Source organism: Rubrivirga sp. SAORIC476, assembly GCF_002283555.1.
In the GTDB taxonomy this organism is placed as follows: Bacteria; Bacteroidota; Rhodothermia; order Rhodothermales; family Rubricoccaceae; genus Rubrivirga.
On sequence record NZ_MVOI01000003.1, the window covers coordinates 1,737,929 to 1,764,292 of the forward strand.

General features: G+C 72.5%; 23 protein-coding genes. 10 read left to right on the forward strand and 13 right to left on the reverse strand.

The genetic code is table 11. The annotated features are described in order from the left end of the window. Window positions 1–31: 31 nt before the first annotated feature. Window positions 32–730, forward strand: coding sequence for a class I SAM-dependent methyltransferase (locus B1759_RS09040; protein WP_095514683.1), 699 nt, complete (start codon window positions 32–34; stop codon window positions 728–730). Between the two features lie 76 nt (window positions 731–806). On the opposite strand, the gene B1759_RS09045 is transcribed toward B1759_RS09040, so the two are convergent. The 4 genes from B1759_RS09045 to B1759_RS09060 form a co-directional block, all read right to left on the reverse strand. Beyond that, on the reverse strand, window positions 807–1,667 hold the full coding sequence (locus B1759_RS09045) for a hypothetical protein (protein WP_095514684.1): 861 nt from the start codon (window positions 1,665–1,667) through the stop codon (window positions 807–809). Window positions 1,668–1,800: 133 nt separating this feature from the next. Next, window positions 1,801–2,145, reverse strand: a complete 345-nt coding sequence (locus tag B1759_RS09050) for a hypothetical protein (protein WP_095514685.1) — start codon at window positions 2,143–2,145, stop codon at window positions 1,801–1,803. Window positions 2,146–2,179: 34 nt separating this feature from the next. Next, window positions 2,180–3,589: an MBL fold metallo-hydrolase gene (locus B1759_RS09055; protein WP_095514686.1), complete on the reverse strand. Its 1,410-nt coding sequence runs from the start codon at window positions 3,587–3,589 to the stop codon at window positions 2,180–2,182. A gap of 55 nt (window positions 3,590–3,644) precedes the next feature. Next, a complete protein-coding gene (locus B1759_RS09060) occupies window positions 3,645–4,163 on the reverse strand; it encodes a hypothetical protein (protein WP_095514687.1) in 519 nt (172 codons plus the stop codon). 129 nt (window positions 4,164–4,292) lie between these two features. Here B1759_RS09060 and B1759_RS09065 point away from each other — a divergent pair, with 129 nt between their 5' ends. Next, complete coding sequence (locus B1759_RS09065) at window positions 4,293–5,540, forward strand: amidohydrolase family protein (protein ID WP_095514688.1); 1,248 nt, start codon at window positions 4,293–4,295, stop codon at window positions 5,538–5,540. 93 nt (window positions 5,541–5,633) lie between these two features. On the opposite strand, the gene B1759_RS09070 is transcribed toward B1759_RS09065, so the two are convergent. The 6 genes from B1759_RS09070 to B1759_RS09095 all read right to left on the reverse strand — a co-directional run bounded on the left by B1759_RS09070 (window position 5,634) and on the right by B1759_RS09095 (window position 12,199). Beyond that, window positions 5,634–6,905 carry an acyl-CoA dehydrogenase gene (locus tag B1759_RS09070; protein WP_095514689.1) on the reverse strand — a complete coding sequence of 424 codons (1,272 nt, stop codon included), beginning with the start codon at window positions 6,903–6,905 and terminating at the stop codon, window positions 5,634–5,636. Between the two features lie 57 nt (window positions 6,906–6,962). Continuing rightward, window positions 6,963–7,301 carry a ferredoxin family protein gene (locus B1759_RS09075; RefSeq protein WP_095514690.1) on the reverse strand — a complete coding sequence of 113 codons (339 nt, stop codon included), beginning with the start codon at window positions 7,299–7,301 and terminating at the stop codon, window positions 6,963–6,965. Window positions 7,302–7,486: 185 nt separating this feature from the next. Next, complete coding sequence (locus tag B1759_RS09080; protein WP_095514691.1) at window positions 7,487–8,821, reverse strand: FAD-dependent oxidoreductase; 1,335 nt, start codon at window positions 8,819–8,821, stop codon at window positions 7,487–7,489. A 145-nt stretch (window positions 8,822–8,966) separates the two neighbouring features. Continuing rightward, entirely contained in the window at window positions 8,967–9,953 is a 987-nt protein-coding gene (locus B1759_RS09085) for an electron transfer flavoprotein subunit alpha/FixB family protein (RefSeq protein ID WP_095514692.1), read from the reverse strand. Between the two features lie 70 nt (window positions 9,954–10,023). After that, complete coding sequence (locus tag B1759_RS09090; RefSeq protein WP_095514693.1) at window positions 10,024–10,773, reverse strand: electron transfer flavoprotein subunit alpha; 750 nt, start codon at window positions 10,771–10,773, stop codon at window positions 10,024–10,026. 127 nt (window positions 10,774–10,900) lie between these two features. Further along, entirely contained in the window at window positions 10,901–12,199 is a 1,299-nt protein-coding gene (locus B1759_RS09095) for a toll/interleukin-1 receptor domain-containing protein (RefSeq protein ID WP_095514694.1), read from the reverse strand. Between the two features lie 257 nt (window positions 12,200–12,456). Here B1759_RS09095 and B1759_RS09100 point away from each other — a divergent pair, with 257 nt between their 5' ends. Then, window positions 12,457–15,255, forward strand: coding sequence for a S8 family serine peptidase (locus tag B1759_RS09100; RefSeq protein WP_143537323.1), 2,799 nt, complete (start codon window positions 12,457–12,459; stop codon window positions 15,253–15,255). Between the two features lie 127 nt (window positions 15,256–15,382). Here B1759_RS09100 and B1759_RS09105 read toward each other — a convergent pair whose 3' ends face one another. Both B1759_RS09105 and B1759_RS09110 read right to left on the reverse strand, forming a co-directional pair. After that, the gene (locus B1759_RS09105) at window positions 15,383–16,831 is read right to left on the reverse strand and encodes a pitrilysin family protein (protein ID WP_095514695.1); all 1,449 of its coding nucleotides are present in this window, start codon (window positions 16,829–16,831) and stop codon (window positions 15,383–15,385) included. Between the two features lie 64 nt (window positions 16,832–16,895). Beyond that, complete coding sequence (locus B1759_RS09110) at window positions 16,896–18,269, reverse strand: pitrilysin family protein (RefSeq protein WP_158225188.1); 1,374 nt, start codon at window positions 18,267–18,269, stop codon at window positions 16,896–16,898. A gap of 82 nt (window positions 18,270–18,351) precedes the next feature. Between B1759_RS09110 and B1759_RS19255 the strand changes: the two genes are divergently transcribed. Together B1759_RS19255 and B1759_RS09120 are read left to right on the forward strand one after the other, a co-directional pair. Further along, window positions 18,352–19,710 (forward strand): DUF2391 domain-containing protein, encoded by a 1,359-nt coding sequence (locus tag B1759_RS19255; protein ID WP_158225189.1) that lies wholly within the window; start codon window positions 18,352–18,354, stop codon window positions 19,708–19,710. A gap of 4 nt (window positions 19,711–19,714) precedes the next feature. Further along, window positions 19,715–21,043 carry an endonuclease gene (locus tag B1759_RS09120; RefSeq protein WP_143537325.1) on the forward strand — a complete coding sequence of 443 codons (1,329 nt, stop codon included), beginning with the start codon at window positions 19,715–19,717 and terminating at the stop codon, window positions 21,041–21,043. A gap of 2 nt (window positions 21,044–21,045) precedes the next feature. Here B1759_RS09120 and B1759_RS09125 read toward each other — a convergent pair whose 3' ends face one another. Beyond that, window positions 21,046–21,549 (reverse strand): hypothetical protein, encoded by a 504-nt coding sequence (locus B1759_RS09125; protein WP_095514699.1) that lies wholly within the window; start codon window positions 21,547–21,549, stop codon window positions 21,046–21,048. A gap of 153 nt (window positions 21,550–21,702) precedes the next feature. Here B1759_RS09125 and B1759_RS09130 point away from each other — a divergent pair, with 153 nt between their 5' ends. The 5 genes from B1759_RS09130 (at window position 21,703) to B1759_RS09150 (ending at window position 26,291) form a co-directional block, all read left to right on the forward strand. Continuing rightward, on the forward strand, window positions 21,703–22,857 hold the full coding sequence (locus tag B1759_RS09130) for a porin (RefSeq protein ID WP_095514700.1): 1,155 nt from the start codon (window positions 21,703–21,705) through the stop codon (window positions 22,855–22,857). A 4-nt stretch (window positions 22,858–22,861) separates the two neighbouring features. Further along, on the forward strand, window positions 22,862–23,536 hold the full coding sequence (locus B1759_RS09135) for a response regulator transcription factor (RefSeq protein WP_095514701.1): 675 nt from the start codon (window positions 22,862–22,864) through the stop codon (window positions 23,534–23,536). Then, a complete protein-coding gene (locus tag B1759_RS09140; protein WP_143537326.1) occupies window positions 23,517–24,947 on the forward strand; it encodes an ATP-binding protein in 1,431 nt (476 codons plus the stop codon). The genes B1759_RS09135 and B1759_RS09140 overlap by 20 nt, the downstream gene beginning before the upstream one ends. Before the next feature lie 133 nt (window positions 24,948–25,080). Next, a complete protein-coding gene (locus B1759_RS09145) occupies window positions 25,081–25,407 on the forward strand; it encodes a PepSY domain-containing protein (RefSeq protein ID WP_095514703.1) in 327 nt (108 codons plus the stop codon). 11 nt (window positions 25,408–25,418) lie between these two features. Beyond that, window positions 25,419–26,291: an SdiA-regulated domain-containing protein gene (locus tag B1759_RS09150; protein ID WP_095514704.1), complete on the forward strand. Its 873-nt coding sequence runs from the start codon at window positions 25,419–25,421 to the stop codon at window positions 26,289–26,291. Window positions 26,292–26,364: the final 73 nt, after the last annotated feature.

Sequence of the window (26,364 nt, forward strand, 5' to 3'; positions counted from 1 at the left end):
GTATCGTAGCGGCTCGCCAGCCTCCACATCCATGACCGACGACGAACTCCGGGCCGCTTTCGACCAGCAGGCGGCGCGCTACGACGCACAGTGGGAGGCGATGGCGCCGATTCGCGCCGGGCTCTACCTCCTCGTGACGGGGTCCTTCGCGGACCTGCCCGACGACGCTCGCGTGCTCTGTGTCGGCGCGGGGACGGGGGCGGAAGTGACGCATCTGGCCCACCGGTTTCCTGGCTGGCACGTGACGGCGGTCGAGCCCTCGGGGCCGATGCTCGACGTGTGCCGCCAGCGGGCGGAGCGCGAAGGCGTCGCCTCCCGATGCGTCTTCCACGAGGGCTACCTGGACTCGCTGCCCGCGAGCGAGCCGTACCACGCGGCCACGTGCTTCCTGGTGTCCCAGTTCATTCTCGACCGGGCGGACCGGGCGGCGTTCTTCCACGGGATCGCGGAGCGCCTGCGGCCGGACGGCCTGCTGGCGAGCGCGGACCTGGCATCAGGGGCAAACCCAGCGGATTTCGACGCCTTGCTCCATGCCTGGCTGGTGCTGATGGCTGGACCGGAGGTGTCGCCGGAGCGGATGGAGAACGCGCGGGCGGCATACGCACGCGACGTGGCGGTCCTGCCTCCGGCAGAGGTGGCGTCCATCATCGTGTCCGGCGGGTTCGAGCCTCCTGTTCAGGTCTTCCAGGCCGGGCTTCTCCACGCGTGGTGCGCGAAGCGGGCGCGATAGCCGGGCGACACAGCGACGGCCGCCCCGCGCTGGAGACGGCCGTCGGCCTGTCCGCCTCGGGGCCGAGGCGGGAAGGTTAGAGCGCCAGGCCGCCGATCTCGCCTGTGTCGATGTCGGCGCGGTAGCGGCGCCCGCCGAGCAGGATCTCGGCGACGCGGTCGCCGGAGCCGGTGACGGGAAACTCGATGGTGAACGCCTCATCGATCTCCACGAGCGAGGTCTCGCCGTCGCGGGGCGTCCGCGTGAGGGTGGCGCGCAGGGTGCCCGTGATGGTGCCGTCGACGGCGCGGCGCCAGCGCTTGGCGAGGCCGCGCGGGCCCTGGATGCCGTCGAGCGTGGCGTCGAGTTCGTAGGCCAGCGTGCGCTCGCCGCGCGGGCCGCGGAGCGTGTCGGTGGCCGCCCGCTGGACGGTCCCGTCGATGGTGACCAACTCGGCGTCGAGGTCCGACACGGTCAGGTCGGTCGTGAGCGACTGGAGGACGTGGACGCCGAAGGGCGAGCGGAACGTGCTGGAGCCGGAGAGGACGGCGTGCTCGGCGGTGACGGCGCCCTGGCGGGTCTCCTGCGGCTGGCCGTCGCCGTCGAGGAAGCGGTACGTCGAGGTGCGCGCGAAGGCGACGTAGAAGCGGCCGTCGGGGTCGCCGCGCTCGCAGTCGGCGACGGCGGTCCAGGCGCCGGTGGCGGCGTCGTAGGTGCGGTCGGCGCGGCAGCCGGGGCGGTCGAGGGCGGACGTGCGGGCGGCGCCGGAGAACGACGTGGCGAGGGCGGCGCTGGCGGCGGCGTCTTCGAGCAGACCGCCCGCGTCGAAGGCGACGGCGCTGGCGAGCGTGACGGCCGCGTCATCGAGGTCGGCGGTGGCGAGCTGGGGCTCGGGCGCGGAGGCGTCGCAGGCCGCGAGGGCGAGGACGAGGGCGGCGAGAGGAAGCAGTCGGGACATGGGCTCAGGGAGGGAAGCGTGCCGCAAGGTGGGCCGCCGCCCGGCGATTCGTGTGTCGGAGTTGTCGCGATTCAGGCGATGGGCCGTCCTCGTTCCGTTTCGGCGCTCCGATTCAGTCGAGTGCGGCGTCGCGTCATCGGGTGCGGCGACGGTCGGCGCGGTCGGCCTCGGCGCCGAAGCCCTCGGGGTCGTCGCGGAGGAGGGCCGGGTCGATGCGTCCGGCGGCGTCGGTGATGCCCGCGCGACGGGCCTCGCGCTCCAGGTCGAAGCCCTCGCTCGTGACGATGGCCTCCAGCGCCTCGACACGCCGGCGGAGGCGGTCGCGGTCAGCCCGGGCGTCGGCGAGTTCGTCGTCGAGGTGGCCGGTGGCGTCCTTGAGCGAGGCGGCCGTGTCGGCCTTGATCTTGGTGACGCGCTGGTAGGCCCCGGCCAGGATGGCGACGATGGGGATCAGCAGGGCGAGCGTTCCGGGGTCCATGACGGCGAGGGCGGTACGGCTGGAACGTACGCCGCTACAGCGTGACGCCGTCGCCGCGCGCGGGCGCCTCCACGTCGGCCGCGAGGCCCGCCTCGGCGAAGGCGTCGATGAGGAGGGCTTGGCGGTCCGGGTCACCGTGGACGAGAAAGACGGTCTTCAACCGGTCCCGGTCGAGGGAGCCGACGAAGTGCACGAGGCCAGGCTCGTCGGCGTGGGCCGAGAACGTGTTCATGACCTCGACGCGGGCGCGGAGCGTGTGCGGGCGGCCGAAGATCTTGACCGTGTCACGCCGCTCCACGATGCGCCGCCCCAGCGTGTGCTCGGCCTGGTAGCCGACAATCAGCACGGTGTTCTTGTCGTCCTCGATGGTGTTGCGCAGGTGGTGGAGGATGCGCCCCGCCTCGCACATCCCGCTCGCCGAGATCACCACGAACGGCACGCGCAGCCCGTTCAACTCCTTCGACCGCTTCGCCTCGCGGACGTACTCCAGCCGCTCGAAGCCGAACGGGCTCGGGTCGGTCATCAGGTACGCCAGCAGGTCGGCGTCGTAGCACTCGGGGTGCGTCTGAAAGACCGCCGTCGCGTTGACCGCCAGCGGGCTGTCGACGAAGACCGGGATGGCGGGCAGGCGGTCCGCGTTCCACAGCTGGTCGAGGGTGTGAACGATCTCCTGGGTCCGCCCGACGGCGAAGGCGGGGATGACGACGCGCCCGCCCCGGGCGGCGGTCTCCGTGACGATGGCCGCGAGGCGGTCCTTGGTCAGGTCGGCCGGCTCGTGCGTCTTGCCGCCGTACGTGCTCTCGCAGATCAGCCAGTCGACCGGCGGCATCGGGGTCGGGTCGCGCAGGATGGGGCGGCCGGGGTTGCCGAGGTCGCCGGTGAAGCCGAGGCGCTTGCCGCCGGGCAGGTCCAGCGTCATCGACGCCGAGCCCAGGATGTGGCCCGCGTCGCGGTAGACCACGTCGATGCCGCCGGGCACCTGGAACGTGCGGTCGTACGGGACGCCGTGGAACAGGCCCATTACGCCCTCGGCGTCGGCCATGTCGTAGAGCGGCTCGACCTCGGGCTCCCCTTTGTCGCGGATCTTGCGGTTGAAGAACTCGGCGTCCTTCTCCTGGATGTAGGCGCTGTCACGCAGCATCAGCCCGCACAGGTCGACGGTCGCGTGGGTCGCATAGACGGTCCCCCGGAAGCCGTCGCGGTAGAGCTTGGGCAGCAGGCCCGCGTGGTCGATGTGGGCGTGCGACAGCAGGACGGCGTCGACGGTGGACGGCTCGCAGGGCCAGTCCTGGTTGCGCGCGCGCGACTCGGAGCGGCGGCCCTGGAAGAGGCCGCAGTCGAGGAAGAGACGCGTCGGCCGGCCACCCGGCCCGGCGTCGTCCAGTTCCAGGAAGTGGAGAGAGCCGGTGACGGTCTGGGCAGCGCCCCAGAAGGTGAGAGTCATCAGAAAGCGGGCTGGAGAAGCCCCAACGTACTCCCGCCGGCCCCTACGCCTCGGCTCAGCGCACCGTCACGACGCCGCGCAGGTAGATCGCCAGCCCCTGCCCGATGGACGTGAGCTGCCCGCCCAAGAGGACCGTCCCCTGGATCGGCCCGACGTTGACGGCCGGCCCTACCCCGACGCCGACCGTCGGCAGCCACGCCAGCCACGTCAGCGCCTCGCGGTTGTACATGCCGTAGCCGATGTCACCCATGAACACGAGGTCGAGGTTCTTGCCGTCGCGGGGCGCACCGACCGCGTAGAGGAAGAGCCCCGGGAACTGCTGCACGTCGCCGGTGCTGTCGTCCGTCACGCGCGTGTAGTCGATGCGGATGCCCGCCGTCCCGCTGTCCATCGGGACGCCGAGCAGCAGCGAGATGGACTCGTGGCGCCCATGCGAGGCGCCGTCGTCGCCGGTGAACGGGTTGGTGAGGTCGGCGAGGTTGCCCGCCTCGCCGATGCCGTAGTCGACCATGACGCCCTGGGCAGCGGCCGACGGGGCCAGGAGCAAGGCGGCGAGACAGAGAACCAGGCGCATCGGGGACGGGGAGAGAGGGGCCGCAAGGTGACCGCCCCGAGACCGGCACCACCTCCCCCGCACCGGGGATCTCGTCGTGCAGATCCGACCGCGAACGGGTACCCTGTCTGCGCCCCCTTCCACGCCCCGATGCGCCTCCTCGCTGCCGCCCTCCTTCTGCTCGCCCTGCCCGCCTCGGCGCAGGAGCGGGGCCTGCTGCTCGTCCCCGACCGCGTGTTCGACGGCGAGGCGATGCACGAGGGATGGGCGGTCCTCGTGCGCGCCGACACGATCGCGGCGGTCGGGCCGCCCGGCACGCTGGGCGACGTGCGCGGCGCGCAGACGATGGAGATGCCCGGCACGACGCTGCTGCCGGGCCTGATCGAGGGCCACAGCCACCTGCTCCTCCACCCGTACGACGAGACCGGCTGGACCGAGCAGGTGCTCAACGAGTCCGTCGCCGAGCGCGTCGCGCGGGGGGTTGTCCACGCCGAGGCGGGGCTGATGGCGGGCTGGACGACGACGCGCGACCTGGGCTCCGAGGGCGCGGGCTACGCCGACGTGGGCCTGCGCGATGCCATCGACAAGGGCGTCATTCCGGGTCCGCGGCTCCTGGTAGCCGGGCCCGCCATCGTGGCGACCGGCTCGTACGGACCCAAGGGCTTCCGCCCCGACATGGAGGTGCCGCTGGGCGCCCAGGAGGCCGACGGCGCCGACCTCGTCCGCGTCACGCGCGAGCAGATCGGCGGCGGGGCCGACTGGGTGAAGCTCTACGCCGACTACCGCTGGGGCCCCAACGGCGAGGCCCGGCCGACGTTCTCGGAGGAGGAGATCCGGACCGTCGTCGAGACCGCTGCGTCGTCAGGGCGCGACGTGGTGGCGCACGCGAGCACGGCCGAGGGGATGCTGCGGGCCGTCCGCGCGGGCGTCCGCTCCATCGAGCACGGCGACGCCGGGACGCCGGAGGTGTGGGCCGAGATGGCAAGGCGCGGCACCTGGCTCTGCCCGACGCTGGGTGCCGTCGACGCGATCTCGCGCTACCAGGGGTGGGACGGCTCAGACCCCGCGCCCGGCCGCATCGCCGTCAAGCGGCGGCAGTTCACCGCCGCGCTGGCCGCGGGCGTCCCGATGTGCGTCGGCTCGGACGTGGGCGTGTTCGACCACGGCGACCAGGCCGTCGAGGCGGAGCTGATGGTGGGCTACGGCATGGCGCCGCTCGACGTGCTGCGGGCCGCGACCAGCGGCAATGCGGCCATGCTGCGGCTGGAGGACCGGATCGGGTCGGTCCGCGTCGGGATGCTGGCCGACCTGGTGGTGGTGGAGGGCGACCCGTCGGTGGACATGGCGGCGTTGCGGCAGGTCCGGCGCGTGGTGCAGGGCGGGCGGGTGATGCGGTAGTCCCCAGACACGACGGCGCCCCGCCGACCGAAGCCGACGGGGCGCGAGACGCTCTGCCTCGGCACCTCCGCAGAGACACCGAGGCGGGCGGGGTCAGTTCGAGCCGACCTCCTTGGCCACCTGCGGCGGGGCCGTGGCCGCGCCGTCGCCCGAGGGCAGGTCGTTGCCCAGCGGCGTGAACGCCTGGATGCCCGTCAGCTCGCGGCCCAGGATCAGGCCGTGGATGTCGTAGGTCCCCTCGTAGGTGTTGACCGACTCCAGGTTGACCATGTGGTGGATCACGCGGTACTCGCCCGTGATGCCGTTGCCGCCCATCATGTCGCGCGCCACGCGCGCGATCTCCAGCGCCTTGCCGACGTTGGCGCGCTTGGCCAGCGACACCATCGACGGGTGCAGGCGGCCCTCGTCCTTGAGGGTGCCCAGGCGCCACGCGAGGAGCTGCATCTGGGTGATGTCGGTGAGCATGTTGGCCAGCTTGGTCTGGACGAGCTGCATCGAGCCGAGGGCGTGGCCGAACTGCTTCCGCTCCATCACGTACTGGCGGGCGCGCTGGAAGCAGTCCTCGGCCGCGCCGACGGCGCCCCAGGCGATGCCGTAGCGGGCGCTGTTGAGGCACATGAACGGTCCCTTCAGCCCGCGGATCTCGGGGAAGACGTTGGCCTCGGGCACGAAGCAGTCCTCCAGCACGATCTCGCCGGTGATGCTCGCGCGGAGCGACATCTTGTTGTGCGTCTTGGGCGCCGAGAAGCCCTCCATGCCCTTCTCGACCAGGAAGCCGCGGATGACGCCGGGGTCGTCGCGCGTCTCCTTGGCCTTGGCCCAGACCACCGCCACGTCCGCCACGGGCGAGTTGGTGATCCACATCTTGGCGCCGTTGAGCACCCAGCCGCCGTCGGCACGGAGGGCCGTCGTGACCATCGAGCCGGGGTCGGAGCCGTGGTCGGGCTCGGTGAGGCCGAAGCAGCCGATCATCTCGGCGGTCGCCAGCTTGGGCAGGAAGCGCTGCTTCTGCTCCTCGGTGCCGAACGTCTCGATGGGGTACATCACCAGCGACGACTGCACGGAGGCGAACGAGCGGTACGCCGAGTCGACGCGCTCCAGCTCGCGGGCCACGAGCCCGTAGGCGGTCGCGCTGGCGCCCGCGCCGCCGTGCTCCTCGGCACAGGTGATGCCGAGCAGGCCCATCTCGCCCATCTCCTGCGGGATCTCGGGGTGGAACACCTCGTCCTGGTTGCCCTCCAGCGCGCGCGGCTCCAGGCTCGCCTGCGCGTACTCCCGGGCGGACTCCATGATGAGGCGCTCCTCCTCACCGAGCATGGACTCGAAAAGGAAGGCGTCGTCGAGGTTGAAGGGCTGCTTGGCCATGTCGGTCGGGGTTCAGTTTTGAGTCAGTGGAGGAAGGTAGGCACGTGGCCCGAGGGGTCAGCCACGCTGCCAGTTGACGCCTCGGCCCGCCTCGGGGTCGGGGTAGGACCAGGCGACGGCGCCCTGGTCGCAGGCGTAGAGGCACGTGCCGCACTCGATGCAGTCCTCGAACTGGAAGTGCACCTGCTGCATCTCGTCGAGGGTGTAGCAGTTGGCCGGGCACACGTAGGTCGTGCACTTGTGCGGGCAGACCGAGTTGCAGATCGCGGTGTCGACCACGATGTGGGGCTCGGCCTCGCTGCGGCCCTGGTTGCGGTACGCGACGCGGCCCAGCCGCTCGGCGAGGCTGAGGGTCTCGACGGGGTGGACGGGACTGGCGGTCGGATCGGGCGTCATCGGAGCGAGAAGTATGAGGGAGCACAGGGCTCACTCGTGTCATCCTGAGCGAGCGGAGCGAGTCGAAGGATCTCTGGTGGGACGGTGTCTTGGATCGACGACACAAGCGCGAATGGAGCGGTGTGCCCGGCAGAGATCCTTCGATTCCGGCCTGCGGCCTCCACTCAGGATGACAAGGTGTGGGTTTAGAGACTCCGCCCGGCTTTCGCGCCGAGCTTGAGGAAGTCCAGCAGGCCGATGTGCTTCTTGCGGACGTCGCGCAGGATGGCGGTCGCCTTGCGCGTGGGGCGGTTGTCGACGGTGAAGAACTCCCGGCCGAAGTCGCAGGCCATGCGCGGGAGCGCGCCGGTCATGTGGGGCGAGTGGAGCAGGTGGACGGCGTTCTGGAAGCCGGTCATGTCCTGCATCACGTAGCTGGCGTCGAGCGCGTCCCGGTAGCCGGAGAGCCCGGCCTTCGAGGTGTCGCCCGCGGCGACGGCGGCGAGCGCCGTCTCGGCCGACAGGATGCCGGTCCGCATGGCGTAGTCCATGCCCTGGATGGCGCGGCCCGCGTTGAGGACGAGGTGGGCGGCCTCGCCGGCGATCATCAGCCCGTCCATCGTCAGGTCTTTGGGCACGCCGCGGATATCGCCCGTCGAGACCACCTTCGCGCTGTACTCGACGACCTCGCCGCCGCGCACCATGTCAGCCACGGCGGGGTGGGCCTTGAACTGGTTGAGCAGGTCGTAGGGCGTCCGCCCGGACTCGCGGAGCGCCTTCATGCCGATCACCAGGCCCACGGACAGGCTCTCCAGGTTCGTGTACAAGAAGCCGCCGCCGTCGATGCCGTCGGTCGCCGCGCCGACGAACTCGTTGGTGAGCCCGCTCCGGCCGCGGAGTTGGAAGCGGTCCTCGACGGTCTCGCGCCCCAGGCGGATGACCTCCTTGACGCCGACCGCCACGTGGTCGGCCGGGACGTAGTCCTTCTCCAGCCCGACCTGCCGCGTGAGCAGGTTGTTGACGCCCTCGGCCAGGATCACGCACCGGGCGTGGAAGTCCTCGCCGCCCGCCTGGATGCCGACGGCCCGCCCGGCGTCGTCGAGCAGGATGCGCTCGACGAGCACGTCGGTCGCCAGGAACGACTCGTCCGGGTGCGGGCTCTCGGCGATGGCCTCGTCCACCTTGCCGGCCAGCCACGCGTCGAAGCGCGAGCGCAGGACGGTGACGCCGGTGTAGGGCGGCGTGTCGAAGTGGTCGCTCTTGAAGTCGAGCGAGAACGACGCGCCGGGGTCCATCAGCGAGAGGCGCCGGTGGTTGACGAACCGCTCCCAGCCGCCGTCCTCCTCGGTCCAGTACTCGGGGACGAGCCGGTTCAGGTCGGTGCCCCAGAGGACGCCGCCGGAGACGTTCTTGGCGCCGCTCCACTCGCCACGCTCGGCGAGCAAAAACTTGGCACCGCCGCGCGCCAGCGTCATCGCGGCCGAGAGCCCAGCGATGCCGCCGCCGACGATGATGCAGTCGAAGAGGTCGTCGTCGTCCATGTCGGGCCGTCGGGGGCGATCGCGGGGGGCCGAAAGTTACCGTCGCCGAACACCCGGAAGCGCTTTCCCTCCGCCTCGGCGCCGAGGCAGAGGGAGTCGCGTGCCACTGGCGACTGGCCCCCACACACTGGCCTTTCCCGCTGGCCTAGGCCGCCTTCGCTTCGCGGAGTGCCGCGATCAGCGGCGGCAGCACCTGGGTCAGGTCGCCCACGATGCCGTAGGTCGCCACGTCGAAGATGGGCGCGTCGGCGTCCTTGTTGATGGCGACGATGGTGCGGCTGCCCGTCATGCCGGCGACGTGCTGGATGGCGCCCGAGATGCCGACGGCGACGTAGAGGTCGGGCGCGACCACCTTGCCGGTCTGCCCGATCTGCGCCTCCGGCGGGAACAGGCCGAGCTCCACGACCGCGCGGCTGGCGCCGATCGCCGCGCCGAGCACGTCGGCGAGCTCCTCGACGAGCGCCTTGCTCGCCTCGTCGCGGACGCCGCGGCCCGCGGCCACGACGACCTGGGCCTCGCTCAGGTCGACCGCCCCGCCGGCGGCCTTGACGATCTCGCGCAGCGTCTGCCGGAGCGAGCCCGCATCCATCGCCAGCGCGACCTCGATCACCTCGGGCGTCACCGGCGCCTCCTCAGCCGTGGCCGACCCGGCGCGGAGCGACACCAGCACCGGCGTGCCGTCGGCGAGGTCCGCCTGGACGCGGGCGCGGAACTTGGCCGCCATCACCGGGCGCACCGCCTCGACGGTGGAGCCGGCCACGTCGAACGCCGCCACGTCGGGCAGCGTCGGCGCGGAGAGCCGCTGGGCGAGCGCCCCGAGCGCGTCCTTGACGCCCTCGCTCGACGGGAAGACGACGACCGACGGCCCGGCCTCCGCGATCACGGTCGCCAGCGCCTCGACGACGGGCGCGTTGAGCGGCTCCGCGAAGGCGGGGTCGGAGACGGCGTAGACGGTCTCGGCGCCGTAGCGGCCGAGCGTCTCGGCGACGGCGGTGGCGTCGGGCGCGAGCGCCACGGCGGCGCAGGTCCAGCCCTGGGCGGTCGCGATCTGGCGGGCACGCGCGAGGGCTTCGAGGCCGGTCCGGCTCGGCTGCCCGTCGGCGACGGGGAGGAAGGTCAGGATGGAGGGCATGGGGCAGGGGCGTAGAACGTGGAGCGTGGGACGTGGGAATCCCACGAACCGACGTCCCACGCACGACGGGTTAGATCGCGCGGGCCTCGTCGGCGAGGAGGCGGACGAGGTCGCGGGCGGCGTCGGCGGGCTCGCCGGGGATCGTGCGGCCGGGCTCGCGGGCGGGCGGCATCTCGTAGGCCACGGTCCGCAGCGCGGGCGCTCCGGGCATCACCTCACGCGTCTCGACCGGCTTCTTCTTCGACGCCATGATGTTCTTGAGCTTCGGGATGCGCGGGTCGTTCATGTCGTTCGAGCACGTCACCAGGCACGGCGCGGGGAGGTGGATCACCTCCTGCCCGCGGTCGCCCTGGCGCGTCACCACGAGCGCGTCGCCCTCCTGAGCCAGCGCGACAGCGTTGGTCGCATAGGGCCGTCCGAGCGCCTCGGCGAGCATCCCGCCCACGAGTCCGGCGTCGGTGTCCTGGGACTGCTTGCCGAGGAGCACCACGTCGGGCGTGGCGTCCCGGAGGTGGTCGGCCAGGAGCGCCGTGACGGTACCTGAGTCGAGCGCCGCGTCGTCCGCCACGAGCAGGTGGACGCCGGTGTCGGCGCCCATCGCGAGGGCCTTGCGGATGGTCTCGGAGGCCTTGGCGGGCCCGACCAGCACGACCTCGACCTCTCCGCCGTGAGCTTCCTGGAGCACGAGCGCGGCCTCGACGGCCGAGGCCGCGTAGGCGTCGAGCACGACGCGTCCGGCGTCGAGGATGAGCTGGCCGTCGCGCACCTGGGACGGCGCGGCGACGTCGGGGACCTGGTTGATGCAGACGCTGAATCGCATGGCAGAGCACGGGGGGGCTCGGATGGTAGCGCCGTGCGCGGCGGAGCCGCCACGAAAACCCAACCTCCGCCACCTCGGCGCCGAGGCGGACCTCCGTTCCTCTCCAGGGAGAGGCAGGCCGACCGGCTCAGCCGCCGAGCCGCGCGCAAGCCGCCACCGCCTTCTCGTGGCCCTGACCCGCTGCCAGGCGGAACAGCTCGCGCGCCTTTTCGAGGTCACGGGAGGTGCCTTGACCGGCTTCCGCCAGCCGACCCAGGGCGTACTGGGCGGACGCATCTCCCCGGCTCGCGGCCTTCTCGTACCACCGCGCCGCTGCCTCAAGGTCAACCGACATCCCGTAGCCCGTCTCGTACAGGTGTGCCAGTTGCCATTGAGCCTCGACGTCGCCCGTCTCGGCCGTCGCCGTGAGGTAGGGGAGGGCCATCGCCGGTCGCGGGTCCACTCCGAACACCCCGTCCAGGTAGAGGCTCGTCAGCTGCTTCCTGGATGGCTCGTGCCCCTGCTCAGCGCCTACTCGCAGGAGACGCTCGGCCTCGCTCGGGTTCTCCCACTGCCGGACGCCGGTCAGGTACATCGTCGCGAGGCGAAAGCACCCGTCCATGCTCCCACGATTGCAGGCCTCGGCGTACATCGCCGCTGCCGCCTCGTCGCCTCCCACTGCATCGTCGCGCTTGTACCTGCAGTAGTCGGAGTCGCGGTAGACAGCAGCCACATTGCACATCGCCACGACGTCTCCTTGCGCGACGGCCTTCTCGTACCAGCGGACGGACTCGATGGCGAGTTGGGCGCTTCGCTCCGGAGCTGTCGGGTCTTCGAGGTACGCGAAGGGGTCCCGCTCCGCGAACCGGCTGTAGTACAAGTCTCCAAGGCGAGTCTGAGCCTCCGGGTTTCCCATGTCGGCCGCGCGTCTCCAGAGCCGCTCGGCCTCCGTGTCCTGACGCAGTCGGAAGGCTGTCTCCGCCTGCGCGACCAGAGAGGCACCGGGGGGCGGCTCCGACACAGGAGGCACCTCGCGGGGCCCCTGCAGACCGAGACGCTTCTGGACGGCTCGCGCGAGCCGGTCCACGTGCGGCGCCAGAGGAGCGCTAAGCGCGTCGAGCCAGTGGGGCGTCCCGAGGTAATACGCCATGTCGTCTCCCATCGGCGCGTCCTCGATCCGCAGAGGCAGGACGGCCTTGCCCGAGTCGTCGGCGAGTTGGAGTTCGCGGAGCACATGGCGGGAGGCGTCCGCACGGGCCGAGTAGATGAGAACGAGGAGGCCGGCGTCTCGAACGGCTCGGACGATGGCCCCCTGGTAGTTGGCCCCGACCGGGACATCTCGCGGCGCGACCCAGCACCGGACGCCCGCCGACTCGAGGCCGGAGACGACCACCGCCGCGGCTTCTTTGTCAGCAGAGGCGTGGCTGACGAAGACATCGTGCGGCATGGCGTCGGAGAGGAGAGAGACGAAATCGAATCAGCCCAGGGGGCAAAGCGAATCTAGCCGGTGCGGCCATCCACGAGTCCGCCGAGGCGGACAGGGTGGCGGGCGGCGTCGGCCAACGTGCTACGACTGTAGGACATCCCCCACGGTGGCGCGTGGTCGGGCTCCGACGCGAGAGCGGTCGGGTTGACCGATGGTCGGCGGGCCCGAGACCCTGGTTCTTGGGCTCACTCCCTCTCGCCTCCCACACGCTCACCCCGATGGACTCTCTCTACTCCCGCGCCCGCCGTCTGGGCCGCGCCCTCTTCCTCACCCTGGCCGTCGTCGCGCTGGCGACCGCCGCCAACGCGCAGCAGCTCGGGCGGTCGCTCCAGAACGCGCTCTCGGTCGCCGCCCCCGCCGACCTTCTGGAGGTCATCGTGACGTTCGAGGGCGAGGGCCCGCTGACGGTCCAGCAACGCGCCGCGCTGAGCGGCCTCGGGCTGGGCGGCGTGCTGATGAACAACCTGCCCATCGCGGGTGTGGTTGCCACCCCGGCCCAGATCAGCCAGATCGTCGGCCTGCCGGGCGTGCGCTCCGTCTGGCACAACGACGCGCTCCAGTACGAGAACGACGGCCCGACGGCCCTCACCGGCGTCGACCGCCTGCGGACGGACGCCAGCCTCCGGAACGCGCTCGGGATGCCGTACTCTGGCCGCGGCATCGGCGTGCTGGTCAACGACTCGGGCATCGACGGGACGCACCCGGACATCAAGTACCCGGACCACGTCGTCCAGAACGTGCTCGCGCAGACCAACTTGCACTCGCTCTCCGACCTCCTCCCGGTGACCTACACCGAGGGCGTGGCCAACACCGACATCGGCGGCGGCCACGGCACGCACGTCGCGGGCATCATCGGCGGGAACGGTGCGCAGAGCGCCGGCACGTACGAGGGCGTCGCCCCCGGGGCCGACATCATCGGCTACGGCTCGGGCGCCGGGCTGTTCATCCTGGACACGATCGGCGGCTTCGATTACGCCCTCACCCACCAGTTCCAGTACAACATCCGCGTCATCTCGAACTCGTTCGGCAACACGGGCGACATCGGGACCGACTTCGACCCCAACGACCCGACCAACGTGGCGACGAAGGCGCTCGCCGATCGCGGCGTGATCGTCGTCTTCTCGGCGGGCAACTCCGGGCCGGGCGAGAGCACGGTGACGGGCAACTTCAAGAAGGCCCCCTGGGTCGTGATGGTCGGCGCCGGTGACGACCTGGGCGCGCTGGCCAGCTTCTCCAGCCGCGGCCTCAAGGACAACGGCGGCACCGTCGTCGTGGGCGGCGAGACCTTCGAGTGGTCCGACCGCCCGACCGTCGTCGCGCCCGGCGTGGACGTGGTCTCAGCGCGGGCCTCGGCGGGCACCACGGAGCCTGCGACCGACATCGAGCCCGGCTTCGCGCCGTTCTACGCGTCGCTCAGCGGCACGTCGATGGCCTGCCCGCACGTCTCCGGCATCGTCGCCCTGATGCTGGAGGCCGACCCGACGCTCGACGTGTACGACGTCCGCCGGATCCTGCAGACGACGGCGACCAACATGCCGGGTCGCGAGAGCTGGGAGACCGGCGCTGGCTACGTCAACGCGCACGCCGCGGTCGCCCACGTGCTGGGCCAGCCGGTCGGCAGCCTCGCCACCGTCAACGGCTTCCGGACGTTCGACGCCAACGCCATCCTGGTCGAGGGCGCCTCGTTCGACGCGAGCGTCTTCTTCGTGCCCGTCGGCGAGCCGGAGACGGTCCCCTTCGAGGTCGGTGCGGATGTGGCGATTGTAAAGGCCCGCGCGCAGGTGTCCGAGAACACCGTCGCGATCGTGCTGACCTCGCCGAGCGGCAAGCGGTACGGCTCGGGCATCACGTTGCCCGTCCTCGGTGAGATCGCGTCCGTCTCCGCCCCCGGCGAGGCTGGCACGTGGACCTACTCGGTGTCTGGCATCGGCGGCTTGTCGGGCCAGGACGTGGACCCGCTGGGCGTGACGAACGGCTACGCCGTCCCCGGCACCGTCACCGCGCGGATCACGCTCGTGGAGACGGGCGGCTTCGCCGGCCTCGGCGACATCGCGGGCCACCCGGCGCGCGGCTTCATCGAGACGGCCATCATCGAGCGCCTGGCCGACGGCGCCACTGCGTCGGGCTTCGCGCCGGACGCCCCGCTGACGCGGGCCGACCTGGCCGACTACCTCGTGATGGGCACGGGCGTCCGCCAGGCCACGCCGGGCGCCGTCCCGGCCTTCGCCGACGCCACCGGCGACCTCCGCCCGTTCGCCGAGGCCGTCACGGCGCAGGGCGCGGCGCTCAAGGATCTGCGCGGCAGCGCCCCGGGGCTCATCCGCCTGCGGAACGGCGCCTTCGACGCCGCGGGCACCGTGACCCGCGCCGAGCTGGCAACCTCGCTCGTCGCCGCGCTCGGCCTCCACGAGGTCGCGTCCGGCTACAGCGGCACCGTCTCGGCGACGTTCAACGGCGAGCGGGTCCCGCTGACCGACTCGGACGCCATCCCGGCCGACCTCCGGGGCTACGTCCAGCTCGCCCTCGACGCGGGCCTGCTCAACGCCCAGTTCGGCATCACGCAGGGTCCGTTCGACCTGGAGCCGACCGTCACGGCGACGTTCGGCCCAGCCACCACGGTGACCCGCGCCGACTACGCCGTCGCCGCCGTGCGCCTGTTCGGCCTCTACGACAGCGCCGACCCGTCGGCCGCCTCCGCCGGAGACGGCGAGAGCGTGCTGCCGGGCGTCCCCGCGCTGGCCACGGCCGCCGAGTCCGGCCTCGAATTGGAGGGCGCCGCGCCCAACCCGACGGCGGGTGCCACGCGGATCGCGTTCACGCTGGCCCAGGCCGGCCCGACCCGTCTCGCGGTCTACGACCTGCTCGGCCGTGAGGTCGCCATCCTCGCCGACGGCCAGCTCGCGGAGGGCCGCCACGAGGTCCGCCTCGACGCGGGCGCGCTCGCCTCCGGCACCTACGTGTACCGCCTCCAGGCGGGCACCGAGGCGCTCACCGGCCGTATGACCGTGACGCGCTAACGATCGTCCTTGGGGAAGGACCCGGCGCGGGGCGCGGCTTTCGAGTCGCGCCCCGCGCTTTTTTGTGCGGCTCCGCCCCCCTCGCTGAGGTGCCCGAGGCGGGTGGACGAGCGGACGCGATCCGTCCCTACGGCATCGGGCCCAGCACGTCCTCGACGGACAGCACCTCGACAGGACCGAGGCCGAGAGCCTGGACCTCGTCGCCCACGACCGACCAGTCGCCGACGACGACGATCGCCATCCGGTCCGGGTCGATGTAGCGGGCTGCGACGCGGGCGAGGTCGTCGGCCGTGACGGCGCGGACGGCCGTGGCGTAGGTGGCGTAGGTGTCGGGCGGGAGCCCGTCCAGCCACAGCGCGCCGACCATCGCCGCCGTGCCCGCGACGGTGGCGAACGGCTCGGGGAACGACAGCGCGAGGTTGTCGCGCGCCTTCGCCAGTTCGTCGGCCGGGACGGGCTCGCGGATGGCGGTCAGCTCGTGGACGAACTCGGTGAGGGCGGGCGCCGTCACGTCCGTCTGCACGTCGGCGTAGGCGAGGAAGGGGCCCGAGACCGTCCGGAAGTCGAACGACGAGCGGGCGCCGTAGCTGTAGCCGTTGCGCTCGCGGAGGTTCTGGTTGAGGCGGCTCGTGAAGCTGCCCCCCAGGATCGTGTTGAGGACGAGGAGCGCCTCGTAATCGGGTGTGGACCGCGCTGCGCCGATGCGCCCGATGCGGATCACCGACTGCGCCGCGCCGGGCTTGTCGACGAACGTGATCGCCCGCGGGCCGACCTGCGCCGGCTCGGCGATGCCCATGGCCGAGGCCGCGCCCTGCCTCGCAGGCCACGCCTCGCTGCCGAACGCCGCCTCCAGCCGGGGCTCGGCCGCCTCCCACGTCAGCGCGCCGACCACCACCAGGGCAGCATTGTCGGGCTCGAACGCCCGGTCGTGGAAGGCGGCGAGATCGTCCCGCGAGAGGTCCGCCAGGCTGGCGGGCGTGCCGTCGCCGGAGCGCCCGTACGGGTGGTCCGGCCCGAAGACGGCCCGGTCGAACGCCACCGAGGCGATGGAGCGGGCTTCGTCGCGCCGCTGCTCCAGCGCCGTCACCCGGCTCGTGCGGACGCGGTCCAGATCCGCCTGTGCGAACGTCGGCCGGAGCGCGACATCGGCCATCAGCGCGAGGGCGTCGTCGAGCTTCGAGAGCGGCGTGTGGAGACGGACCTGCAGGCTGTGCAGCCCGGCCCCGGCGCTCAGGCCGATGCCCAAGAAGTCGATGGCGTCGGCCAGGGCCAGGGCGTCGAGGTCGCCCGCCCCCTCGTCCATCAGGTCGGCCGTGAGGCTCGCGAGACCGTCCTGCGCGCCGTCGTCCACGGAGCCCGCGCGCACGAGCAGGTTGACCTGCGCCAGCGGCACGCCCGGCTTCTCGACGAACAGCACCCGGAGCCCGTTCGACAGGGCACGGGTCTCGGCGACGGGCGGCACGAACACGGGCGCCTCGGCCAGCGCCGGGCGGGTGCCCCAGTCGGGCGCGGTCGGCTGGGCGGCGGGCGCCGCGGTGGCCCCGGCGAAGAGGACGGCGAGGAAGAGGGCGCGCATCGGTCGAAGTCGGATCGGAAGGGTCGGGTCGGGGTGGCCCGCCTCGGGGCCGAGGCGGGCGAGGCTAGAACAGCGGAACGGCCGTCTCCGAGCCGGTCAGCGCCAGCTCGGGCGCTCCCTCGGGGACGATGGAGAGCGCCACGCGGCGGTCGGCGAGGAACGTCATCGCGGCGTCCGAGAGGTCCCGGGGCGAGAGCGCACGGAAGCGGGCGAGGTCCTCCTCGAAGAAGTCCGGCGTGCCGGTAAAGAAGAGGTAGGCGTTGAGCTGGTCGGCCTTGCCCGCGAAGCCGTCGATGGTCTCCAGCCCGTCCAGGAAGGATGCCTCGATGCCGTTGACGACGCGCTGCAGTTCGCGCGCCTCAGGCGCCTCGGTGCGGAGTGCCGCCAGTTCCTCCGCGATCACGGCGTCGATCTCGTCGAGCGAGTGCCCTGGCCGCGCGGTCGCGATGATGTAGAAGGTGCCGCTGTGGAGGTCGCCGTCCTGGAACGCCGCCACGTCCTGCGCGATCTCCATGTCGTACACGAGGCGACGGTAGAGGCGGCTGTTCTTGCCCCCGGCGAGCACCGCCGCGAGGCCCGTCATGGCGGCGTCCGCCGGGGCGTAGGCGGCCGGGGCGTGCCACGCGAGGTAGAGGCGCGGCAGTTGGACGGCATCTTCGAGCACGAGGCGGTGCTCGCGCTCCAGCACGGGCGTGGCGATGGGCTGGATGGGCGGCTCCGGGCCACGCGGGATGGCACCATACCACTGCTCGACCCACGCCCGCGCCTGCGTCAGGTCGATATCCCCCGCGACGACGAGGCTGGCGTTGTTGGGCGTGTAGTAGGTCTGAAAGAAGGTCTCCACGTCCTGGAAGCTCGCAGCCGTCAGGTCGTCCATCGAGCCGATGGTGGGCCAGTGGTAGGGGTGGCCGGGCGGGTAGAGGGTCTGGCCGAGGACTGAGAAGGCCATGCCGTAGGGCCGGTTCTCGTAGCTCTGGCGGCGCTCGTTCTTGACCACGTCGCGCTGCCCGTCCACGCTCTCGGGCGACATGGCGTCGAGGAGCGAGGCCATGCGGTCGGCGTCGAGGTAGAGGGCCAGTTCGAGGCCGTTGGCCGCCGCGTCGGTGGTGTAGTTGGTGCGGTCGCGGGTGGTGGAGCCGTTGGCGCCGCCGCCCGCCTCTTCGAGCCACGTGTCGATGGCGCCCTCGGGGACGTGCCCCGAGCCCTCGAACATGAGGTGCTCGAAGAGGTGCGCGAAGCCGGTCCGCCCCGGCGCCTCGTGCCCACTGCCGACGTGGTACCACGTGTTGACCGTGACCGCTGGCACGGAGGCGTCACGATGGAGGATCACGTCGAGCCCGTTGTCGAGTTGGAAGCGCTCGACCTCCACCGAGATCGGCGGCGCCTGCGCGGAGGCGGCCAGCGGCAGGGCGAGGGCGAGAACAGCGAGGAGGCGCATGGAGGAGTCGGTGATCCGTGGTCGGCGAAGATGCATCATCGGGAGCATCGTAGCGACGCGATTCATCGCGTCGGGTTGCAGGATGCCTCAAGGCTCCGAGCCCGCCCGCCTCAGTGCCGAGGCGGGACCGGTCGTGAACCCGCGGAAGGTAGTCGGCGCAGGGGCGTACCATGCGGCCATGCCAGAGACGAGCGACGCCCCCCTCCCCGCACCCGACGCGGTCGCCCCGCCGGTCCCCATCGCGCCGCACGTGCCTGCGGTGGTGGTCGGCTGGGTGCAGGCGGGGCCGCTGGACGACAGCCAGAATGCGGCGCTGGTCCGGGCGCGGGCGCTCTTCCGGGAGTCCCTCCGGGCGGAGCTTCCCGGCTTCGCGTGGTCGTTCCCGCTCATCCGCCGGGTGGACCTGCACGCGGGCGGCCAGGAGGTCGAGCCGGTGGACCTGCTGGACGCGGGCGCCACCGAGCGGCGCGTGGCGGGGTGGGACTTCGCGCTGGTCGTGACCGGCGCCGACCTGCGCGCCCGCTTCCGACCGTTTACGCTCGCGACGCCCTCGCAGGCGCTCGACGTCGCGGCGCTCTCGCTGGCCCGCCTCGACCCCGGCGCCCGCAACCCGTTCCTCTCCGACGAGGAGAGCACGGAGCGCTTCGCCCGCCGGCTCGCGGCGCTCGCGCTCCATGCCTTCGGCCACCTCAACGGGCTCGACCACGAGGACCGCGAGGACGCCGTGATGTGTCCGCCCCAGTCGCCCGCCGACCTCGACCGCTCGTCGCTGTCGTTCACCGAGCCCAACCGCTCCGAGATCGAGGCCGAGGTGGCCGACGTGGCCGACCCGCGCATGGAGGAGATGTCGTCGGTCGCCCGCCTCGGCACGCTCGCGTTCACCCTCCGCGCGCTGCTCGCCAACTGGTCCGACGTGGCCGACACGGTGCTCCAGATCCGCCCGTGGCGCTTCCCCTTCCAGCTCTCGAAGCTCACCACGGCCGCGGCCTCGACGCTGATCGTGCTCGTGATCACGGCGGAGGCGTGGGATCTGGGCGCGCGGCAGCCGCTCTGGCACGTCGCCTGGCTCGCGATCGTCGCCGTGGCCGGGACGAGTGCCTACCTCGTGCGCAAGCAGGGGCTGCTAGCGCGGCGGCACGGGCAGGTGCGGAGCGAGCAGCAGGTCGTGCAGTCGGCCTCGATCCTGCTCGCGCTCGGGCTGGGCATGACCACGACGTGGGCGCTCCTCTTCGGGGCCACCCTCATCCTGCGGTTGCTCTTCTTCGACGGCGCGATCCTGGACGGCTGGGCAGCATCGCTGGGACACTCCGTCGGTCCGCTGGAGGTGATGGCATTCGCGGGCTTCGCGTCGTCGCTCGGCATCGGCGTCGGCGCGCTGGGTGCGTCGTTCGAGGACCAGACCTATTTCCGGCACGTGGCCTATGTGGATGAGGAGACGTGAGACGATGAAGACCAGAGCCCAGGGACGCGGGACGAGGGCGATCGCCCGTGGCGGGTCGCTCGCGGTCCTGTGTCTCCTGCTCTCCGCGTGCGGGGGCGACGGCGTATCGACGGCCGGGGCGTTCGACGAGGGTGGCGCCTCGACCGCGGGGCCGTTCGTGGACGAGTCCGCACTGCCCGCCGCGGCGTCAGAGGCGGCCGCCCTGCTGGCCGAGATCGACCGCGAGTTCTCGCCGGACCAGACGCTCGGCTACGGGCGCGCCCGCGACGTGCTCTACGCCTACGAGCAGGACACGTACGGTGCGCTGTGCGGCGTCTACTCCAACTTCTGCGTGACGCTCGGGCCGGGCGACGAGTCCACCCAGGCGATGGCGCTCGACATCAACGCCGAGCACGTCTGGCCGCAGTCGCGGGGCGCGCGCGCCGAGCCGCTCAAGAGCGACCTCCACCACCTCTTCCCGTCGCGCGTGTCCGTCAACTCGTCTCGCGGCAACCTGCCTTTCGGCGAGGTTCGCGACGACCGGGCGGACGCGTGGTATCGCGACGCGGACAGCCAGTCGCGCCCGCCGACCTCCGGCATCGGCGCGTGGGCCGAGCGCGGGGAGGGCCGCTTCGAGCCGCCCGAGTCGAAGAAGGGCGACATCGCCCGGGCCGTGTTCTACGTCGCCGCCGTCTACCCCGAGTGCGCCGAGGCGGGCTTTTTCGAGACGATGCGGGCCGACCTCCTGGCCTGGAACCGTGCCGATCCGCCCGACGCCGCCGAGCGCGCCCGGAGCGCGTGGATCGCGACGCTCCAGGGCACCGAGAACCCGTTCGTCCGCGACCCCCGCCTGGCAGACCGGATCTGGGGCGGCGGCCCGGTCACGTCGGCGCCCCCTCCGGTTCCACCCGCTGCGCCTCCCGTTCCCACGTCATCGACCGACGACCTGCGGATCTCGGCCTTCCACTACGACAACGCGGGCGAGGACACCGGCGAGGGGATCGAAGTCTTCGGCCCGCCCGGCGCGGCGCTGGACGGCTGGCGGCTGGTGCTCGTCAACGGCAGCGGCGGGCGGGTGTACGACACGGTCTCGCTCTCGGGCACCCTGCCCCCCTCGGGCACACGGTGGACCGACACGCCGGGCCTGCAGAACGGCGACCCCGACGGGATCGCCCTCGTTGGCCCAGACGGCCGCGTCGCCGAGTTCGTGAGCTACGAGGGCGCGTTCGTCGCCGAGGACGGCCCGGCGCAGGGGATGCGGTCGGTCGACATCGGGGCCAGCGAGGCCTCGGACACGCCGGTCGGCCGGATGCTGCGCCGGGGCGAGAGCGGCTGGGCGCTCGCCCCGCGCTGAGGTCACTCAGGCAGGTAGGGTTCGGGGACCGGCGGCGCATCGGCGCGGCCGTCGAACATCCACGACACGATCCACCAGCGCGAGCCGTCGTGCGCCAGTTGGATGCTGTTGACGCCCTGCCCGCCGACGGGCCCGTCCTCCGTCTGCCGCCACGCGTAGGTGCTCCAGACGTGGGCGACGGCGCCGTGCCGCTCGGTCCGCCGCGCGATCTCGTGCTCGAAGAAGCCCGCCTCGACCAGACTGTTGCTCTGGGCGTGGAAGCCCGCGAGGTCCGTCGCCTGGAGCGTCGTCTCGCCGTCGGCCCCGGTGCCGGGGATCAGGATGAGCGCGGCCGGATGGTGGAGCGTGCTGTCTCGGGCCCAGTCGCGCGGCTGGCCCGCCGGGCCGGAGACGACCTCGTAGTAGGCCGCGATGATGCCGTCGATCGTCGACACGTCCGCCGGGTCGGCCGATGGCTGTGCCGAGGCAGCGGGGAGCAGGAGGGCGAGGGCGAGGAGAGCGCGCATGGGCGGAGCAGTGGGTGGCAAGGAACGTAGCGCACGTGCCGTCCCCGCTCGCCGTCGGACGTTCACGGCCTCGCCCCCTTACGCGACTGTAAGGCAACGGCAAGGCCCGGGCAAGGCCGGGGTCGTACGCCCGGTTCACGTCTCCTCCCCGTCGTGCGCCGCCGCCTCGCCCTCGTCTCCACGCTCCTCGTCGTGTCCGTCTCGGCGCAGACCGCTCCGCCCGCGGTCGTGCTCTCGGCCGAGGGGAAGGTCCACGCCGACGTCCGCGCCTTCCCCGGTGGACCTGTGGGCGAGGCGCCGGGGGTCCTCCTCCGCCGCGCCCGCATTGAGGTCACGGCCGAGGTCGACAACCGGTACCGGCTGGTCCTGGAGCCTGACTTTGGAGAGGGCGAGGTGGAGTTGAAGGACGGCTACGTCGAGGCCGACCTCGGCCGCACGCTGGCCGCACGCGTCGGCCAGTTCAAGACGCCCGCCGGGTACGAGTCGCTCCGGTCGTCGTCGGACCTCCGTTTCGCCGAGCGCGCGCTCCCGACGGCGCTCTCGCCCCGCCGCGACCTCGGCGCGATGCTGGCCTGGGAGACCCCACGCGCTGAGGTCCAGGTCGGCGTGTTCAACGGCGTCGCGGACGGGGGAAGCGCGGACGGCGACGACGGGAGCACGACGCTCGACGGCGCAGCACGCGTGTTCGGCTACCCGGTCGGCTCCGAAGCGACGGGCGTCCGCCTCGGCCTCGGGCTCGCCGTCGTCGCCGGGACCGAGCGGGGCACGGACGAGGCGTCCGCCCTCGACGACTACGAGACGCCGGGCGGACGGGCGGTCTTCGCGTACGCACCCGGCGTCCGGGCGGACGGCGCGCGTCTCCGCGTGCTGCCCCAGGCCACGTTGAACGTCGGGCGGCTCCACGTTCTGGGCGAGTGGGCGCTCGCGCGACACCGGCTCGACGCACCCGACGGCCCCGCCGTGCTCGCGCACCGGGCCTGGCAGGCCGCGGCGTCCGTCGTGCTCGTGGGTATCGCCCGGGGCGACGGCCGGCCGATCCCGCAGCGCTCCGTGACGAAGGGCGGACCGGGCGCCGTGGAGGTCTCGGCCCGCGTCCACGGCCTGACGCTCGATCGTGACGCCGGTCCGCTGGCCCCGACGGCCAGCGCGCGGCGTGCGACCGCGGTCGGGGTCGCCGTCCACTGGTCGCCCGTCGCCCAGGCCCGCCTGGGACTGACGGCCGAGCGGACCGTGTTCGAGCCGTTCGGAGTAGCAGGCGCCCCGGAGCCCGAGACGTTCGTGACCCTCCGCGCTCAACTCGACCTCTAGTCCCATGCGCGTGCTCGTCGTCGAGGACGACCCTCACATCGCCGACTTCGTGACGACCGGCCTCCGCGAGGCCGGCTACGCCGTCGACCACGCCGCCGATGGAGAGGCCGCCTACGCGCTCTCCGTCAACGAGCCGTACGACGCGGCGGTCGTCGACCTCATGCTCCCCCGCCTCGACGGGCTGGGGCTCATCGAGCGGATGCGGGGATCTGGCGTGGCGACGCCCGTCTTGATCCTCTCCGCGAAGCGGACCGTGGACGACCGCGTGACGGGCCTCCAGGCCGGGGGCGACGACTACCTCACCAAGCCGTTCGCGTTCGCCGAGCTGTTGGCGCGCGTGCAGGCGCTCGTCCGCCGAAGCACGGGGACCGCCGAGCCGACGCGACTGGTAGCCGGGCCGGTCGCGCTCGACTTGCTGGCGCACCAGGCCACGCGGGCGGGCGAGACGCTCGACCTCCAGCCAAGGGAGTTCGCCCTACTGGAACTCCTGGTCCGCAACGCGGGGCGTGTCGTCTCGAAGACGGCCATCCACCAGAGTGTCTGGGACTTCGACTTCAACCCCACCACGAACGTGGTCGAGGTGCTGATTCACCGGCTCCGGCAGAAGCTCGACGAGCCGTTCGAGCCCGCGCTCGTGCACACCGTCCGTGGGGCCGGGTATGTCCTCCGCACCCCCTGATCGCCCGCGGCCGGGGCGCCCCGGCGTCGTGCGGGCGTGGCGGCGGCGGCCGTTCGGCGTCCGCCTGGCGCTCGGCTACGCGGCCCTCTTCGCGCTCAGCGCGGGCGTCCTGCTCGGGATCGCGTACGCCGCGCTCGGGCTCGTCTTGGTGCGCCAGGACGCGGCCTACCTCCGCGACCAGCTCGGCGCGGTCGAGCAGATCTACGCCCGCGACGGCCTCGATGGCGTCCGCCGCTATGCCGCCGCGCTCCAAGAGGACGACCGGGGCGAGGAGGTCCTGATCCGGATCGCCGACGCCGACAACGCCGCCCGGCTCCTCGTCCTGCCCGACGCGTGGCAGCAGAGCGACTTCGGCGTGCTCGACGGCCCGTCCGAGGCGCCGATCCCGCGCGAGATTGCGAACGCGCGCGAGGGCCAGACCCTCGACGTGCTCACGCGACGGCTTCCGTCAGGCGGGCGGCTCCAGGTCGGGCTGAGCTCGGACGAGCGCGAGGACACGCTCGAGGCGCTCCCCCGCGTCTTTCCCGTCGTCGCCGTCCCGCTCGTGCTGCTGGCGCTCCTGGGCGGGTGGTTCATGGCGAACCGGGCGCTCCGCCCCGTCCGCCGGCTCGTCGGCGCGCTGGAAGCGATGACGGCGACCGGCGACGTCCGCCAGCGGGTCACGTCACCGGAGGCCGAGGGCGAACTGGCCGACCTGTTCGCGCTGTTCAACCAGACGCTGGGGCGCGTCGAGGCGCTCGTCGTCCAGCTCGGGTCCACACTCGATGACGTGGCGCACGACCTGCGAACGCCGCTCACGGCCGTCCGGGGCACGGCCGAGGTGGCCCTCTCCCGCGAGCGCGAGCCCGAGGCCTACCGGGCCGCGCTCGCCCGCGTCATCGCGGCGACGGAGGCCGCCGAGGGCACGCTCGACACGGTCATGGAGGCGGCCGAGGCGGAGGCGGGCACGCTCGCCCTCGACCTCACGCCGGTCTCGCTGGACGCCCTCGCCCGGGGCGTGGTCGACCTCTACGAGACAGCGGCGTCCGAGAAGGGCGTCGGGCTGACGGTGGAGACCGGCGGGGCCGGGACCGTCTCGGGCGACGAGCGGCGCCTCCGCCGCGCCCTCGCCAACCTGGCCGACAACGCCATCAAGTACACGCCGCCGGGGGGGCGCGTGACGCTCACGGCCGGTCACGACGCGTCCGCAGTGTGGGTCGCCGTCGCCGACACGGGCGTGGGGATCGACTCGTCTGAGCTCCCCCGCGTGTTCGACCGGCTCTACCGATCCGAGCGGACGCGCCACGAGCGCGGCCTCGGACTCGGCCTCGGGCTCGCCCGCGCCGTCGCCGAGGCGCACGGGGGGAGCCTCACGGCCGAGAGCGTGCCCGGGCAGGGATCCGTGTTCACGCTCCGCCTGCCGACCGCCTGAACACCGCGAGAGGAGCGGACCCGAGAAAGCTGTCGGATCTGTAAGGGACTCGCAAGGGACGGGTAAGGGCGCCTGGGTAGGAGGGTACACCGAGTCCCGGCCCTGTGCGGGTCGTCTGCACGTCTCCAGTCCCATGAAGCTCCCCGCCCTCCTCCCCATCGCCACCCTCGCCCTCGGCACAACCGCCTGCGCCTCGTCGCCCGATGTGGACTGCGGTCCCATCACAGGAACGATCCCGGTCGCGGACGGCCAGGCCACGGCCGATCTCGCCCGCGTCCAGGTGGCCGATGCTCGTGCGGCCGCCCTCGCGGCCACGCCCGGCGCCGCCGTCACCGACGTCGACCTCGACGAGGAGGACGGCTTCCTGGTCTACGAGGTCGAGCTCGCGCAGGACCGCGCCGCGTTCGACGTGGTCGTGGACGCGGGCTCGGGCGAGGTCTTGTGCTCCGAACGCGACTAGCCCCCGATCCCATGAACGTCTCTCCCCTCCTCGCCGCCTGCCTCGGCCTGGCCCTCTCGGCCTGCGGTCCCGAGGCGCCCACCGACACCGCGCTCGCCACGTCCGCCCCGTCGGCTTCCCCCGTGTCGGCCGTCTCCGAGCCGTCCACCCCGTACCGCTTCGACCAGCCCGACGCCCGGTTCGAGATGCCCGCCGACCTTGTCGAGATCTCGGCCCTCACCGTCCTGGACGACGGCCACCTCGGTGCCGTCCAGGACGAGGACGGGGACCTCTACGTGCTCTCGGCCGAGACCGGCCGGGTAACCGCCGTCGTCCCGTTCGGGCCGCCCGGCGACTACGAGGGTGTCGAACGCGTGGGCGACCGCCTGTTCGTGCTCCGCGCCGACGGGGCCGTCCTCGAACTCGACGGGTGGGCGGGCCCCGAGGCGCGCGCGACCGTGTACGAGACCGGCCTCGGCGCGAAGGACTGCGACGCCGAGGGCCTCGGCGCCCGCGACGGCCGCCTGCTCATCGCGTGCAAGGAGGACGACGGCGACGACCGCAGCCGCGTCTACGCCTTCGACCTCGCGGCGAACGCGCTCGTGCCCACGCCCATCCTGGCGCTCGACCGGGACGACGTGCCCGGCGATGACAAAAAGCTCCGTCCGTCGGCGCTGGCGGTCCACCCCATCACCGGCCACACCGTCGTGCTGTCCTCGAAGCGGGAGGCCCTGGTCGTCCTCGACGCCGACGGCGCCGTCGTGGACGTGTGGGACCTCTCCCCGGCGGGCCTCGAACAGCCGGAGGGGCTGGCGTTCCTCCCGAACGGCGACGCGCTCGTCTCCAGCGAGGGGACCGACGGCCCGGCCGTGGTCCTCCGGTTCACCTACCGGTCCGCCCCGTGAGCCCGTCCGACCCCGACGCCCGCTCTGCCATCGGGACTTCGTACGAGGTCCCGATGGTCGACGCCGCCCGCCC

Coding starts and splice junctions, on each gene's coding strand:
- B1759_RS09060 (WP_095514687.1), bottom strand. CDS start 4,163: ATGCGCCTGGTTCTCTGTCTCGCCGCCTTGCTCCTGGCCCCGTCGGCC.
- B1759_RS09140 (WP_143537326.1), top strand. CDS start 23,517: ATGTCCTCCGCACCCCCTGATCGCCCGCGGCCGGGGCGCCCCGGCGTC.
- B1759_RS09090 (WP_095514693.1), bottom strand. CDS start 10,773: ATGCGATTCAGCGTCTGCATCAACCAGGTCCCCGACGTCGCCGCGCCG.
- B1759_RS09145 (WP_095514703.1), top strand. CDS start 25,081: ATGAAGCTCCCCGCCCTCCTCCCCATCGCCACCCTCGCCCTCGGCACA.
- B1759_RS09150 (WP_095514704.1), top strand. CDS start 25,419: ATGAACGTCTCTCCCCTCCTCGCCGCCTGCCTCGGCCTGGCCCTCTCG.
- B1759_RS19255 (WP_158225189.1), top strand. CDS start 18,352: ATGCCTCAAGGCTCCGAGCCCGCCCGCCTCAGTGCCGAGGCGGGACCG.
- B1759_RS09040 (WP_095514683.1), top strand. CDS start 32: ATGACCGACGACGAACTCCGGGCCGCTTTCGACCAGCAGGCGGCGCGC.
- B1759_RS09075 (WP_095514690.1), bottom strand. CDS start 7,301: ATGACGCCCGATCCGACCGCCAGTCCCGTCCACCCCGTCGAGACCCTC.
- B1759_RS09050 (WP_095514685.1), bottom strand. CDS start 2,145: ATGGACCCCGGAACGCTCGCCCTGCTGATCCCCATCGTCGCCATCCTG.
- B1759_RS09045 (WP_095514684.1), bottom strand. CDS start 1,667: ATGTCCCGACTGCTTCCTCTCGCCGCCCTCGTCCTCGCCCTCGCGGCC.
- B1759_RS09105 (WP_095514695.1), bottom strand. CDS start 16,831: ATGCGCGCCCTCTTCCTCGCCGTCCTCTTCGCCGGGGCCACCGCGGCG.
- B1759_RS09125 (WP_095514699.1), bottom strand. CDS start 21,549: ATGCGCGCTCTCCTCGCCCTCGCCCTCCTGCTCCCCGCTGCCTCGGCA.
- B1759_RS09110 (WP_158225188.1), bottom strand. CDS start 18,269: ATGCGCCTCCTCGCTGTTCTCGCCCTCGCCCTGCCGCTGGCCGCCTCC.
- B1759_RS09055 (WP_095514686.1), bottom strand. CDS start 3,589: ATGACTCTCACCTTCTGGGGCGCTGCCCAGACCGTCACCGGCTCTCTC.
- B1759_RS09065 (WP_095514688.1), top strand. CDS start 4,293: ATGCGCCTCCTCGCTGCCGCCCTCCTTCTGCTCGCCCTGCCCGCCTCG.
- B1759_RS09135 (WP_095514701.1), top strand. CDS start 22,862: ATGCGCGTGCTCGTCGTCGAGGACGACCCTCACATCGCCGACTTCGTG.
- B1759_RS09080 (WP_095514691.1), bottom strand. CDS start 8,821: ATGGACGACGACGACCTCTTCGACTGCATCATCGTCGGCGGCGGCATC.
- B1759_RS09120 (WP_143537325.1), top strand. CDS start 19,715: ATGAAGACCAGAGCCCAGGGACGCGGGACGAGGGCGATCGCCCGTGGC.
- B1759_RS09100 (WP_143537323.1), top strand. CDS start 12,457: ATGGACTCTCTCTACTCCCGCGCCCGCCGTCTGGGCCGCGCCCTCTTC.
- B1759_RS09085 (WP_095514692.1), bottom strand. CDS start 9,953: ATGCCCTCCATCCTGACCTTCCTCCCCGTCGCCGACGGGCAGCCGAGC.
- B1759_RS09070 (WP_095514689.1), bottom strand. CDS start 6,905: ATGGCCAAGCAGCCCTTCAACCTCGACGACGCCTTCCTTTTCGAGTCC.
- B1759_RS09095 (WP_095514694.1), bottom strand. CDS start 12,199: ATGCCGCACGATGTCTTCGTCAGCCACGCCTCTGCTGACAAAGAAGCC.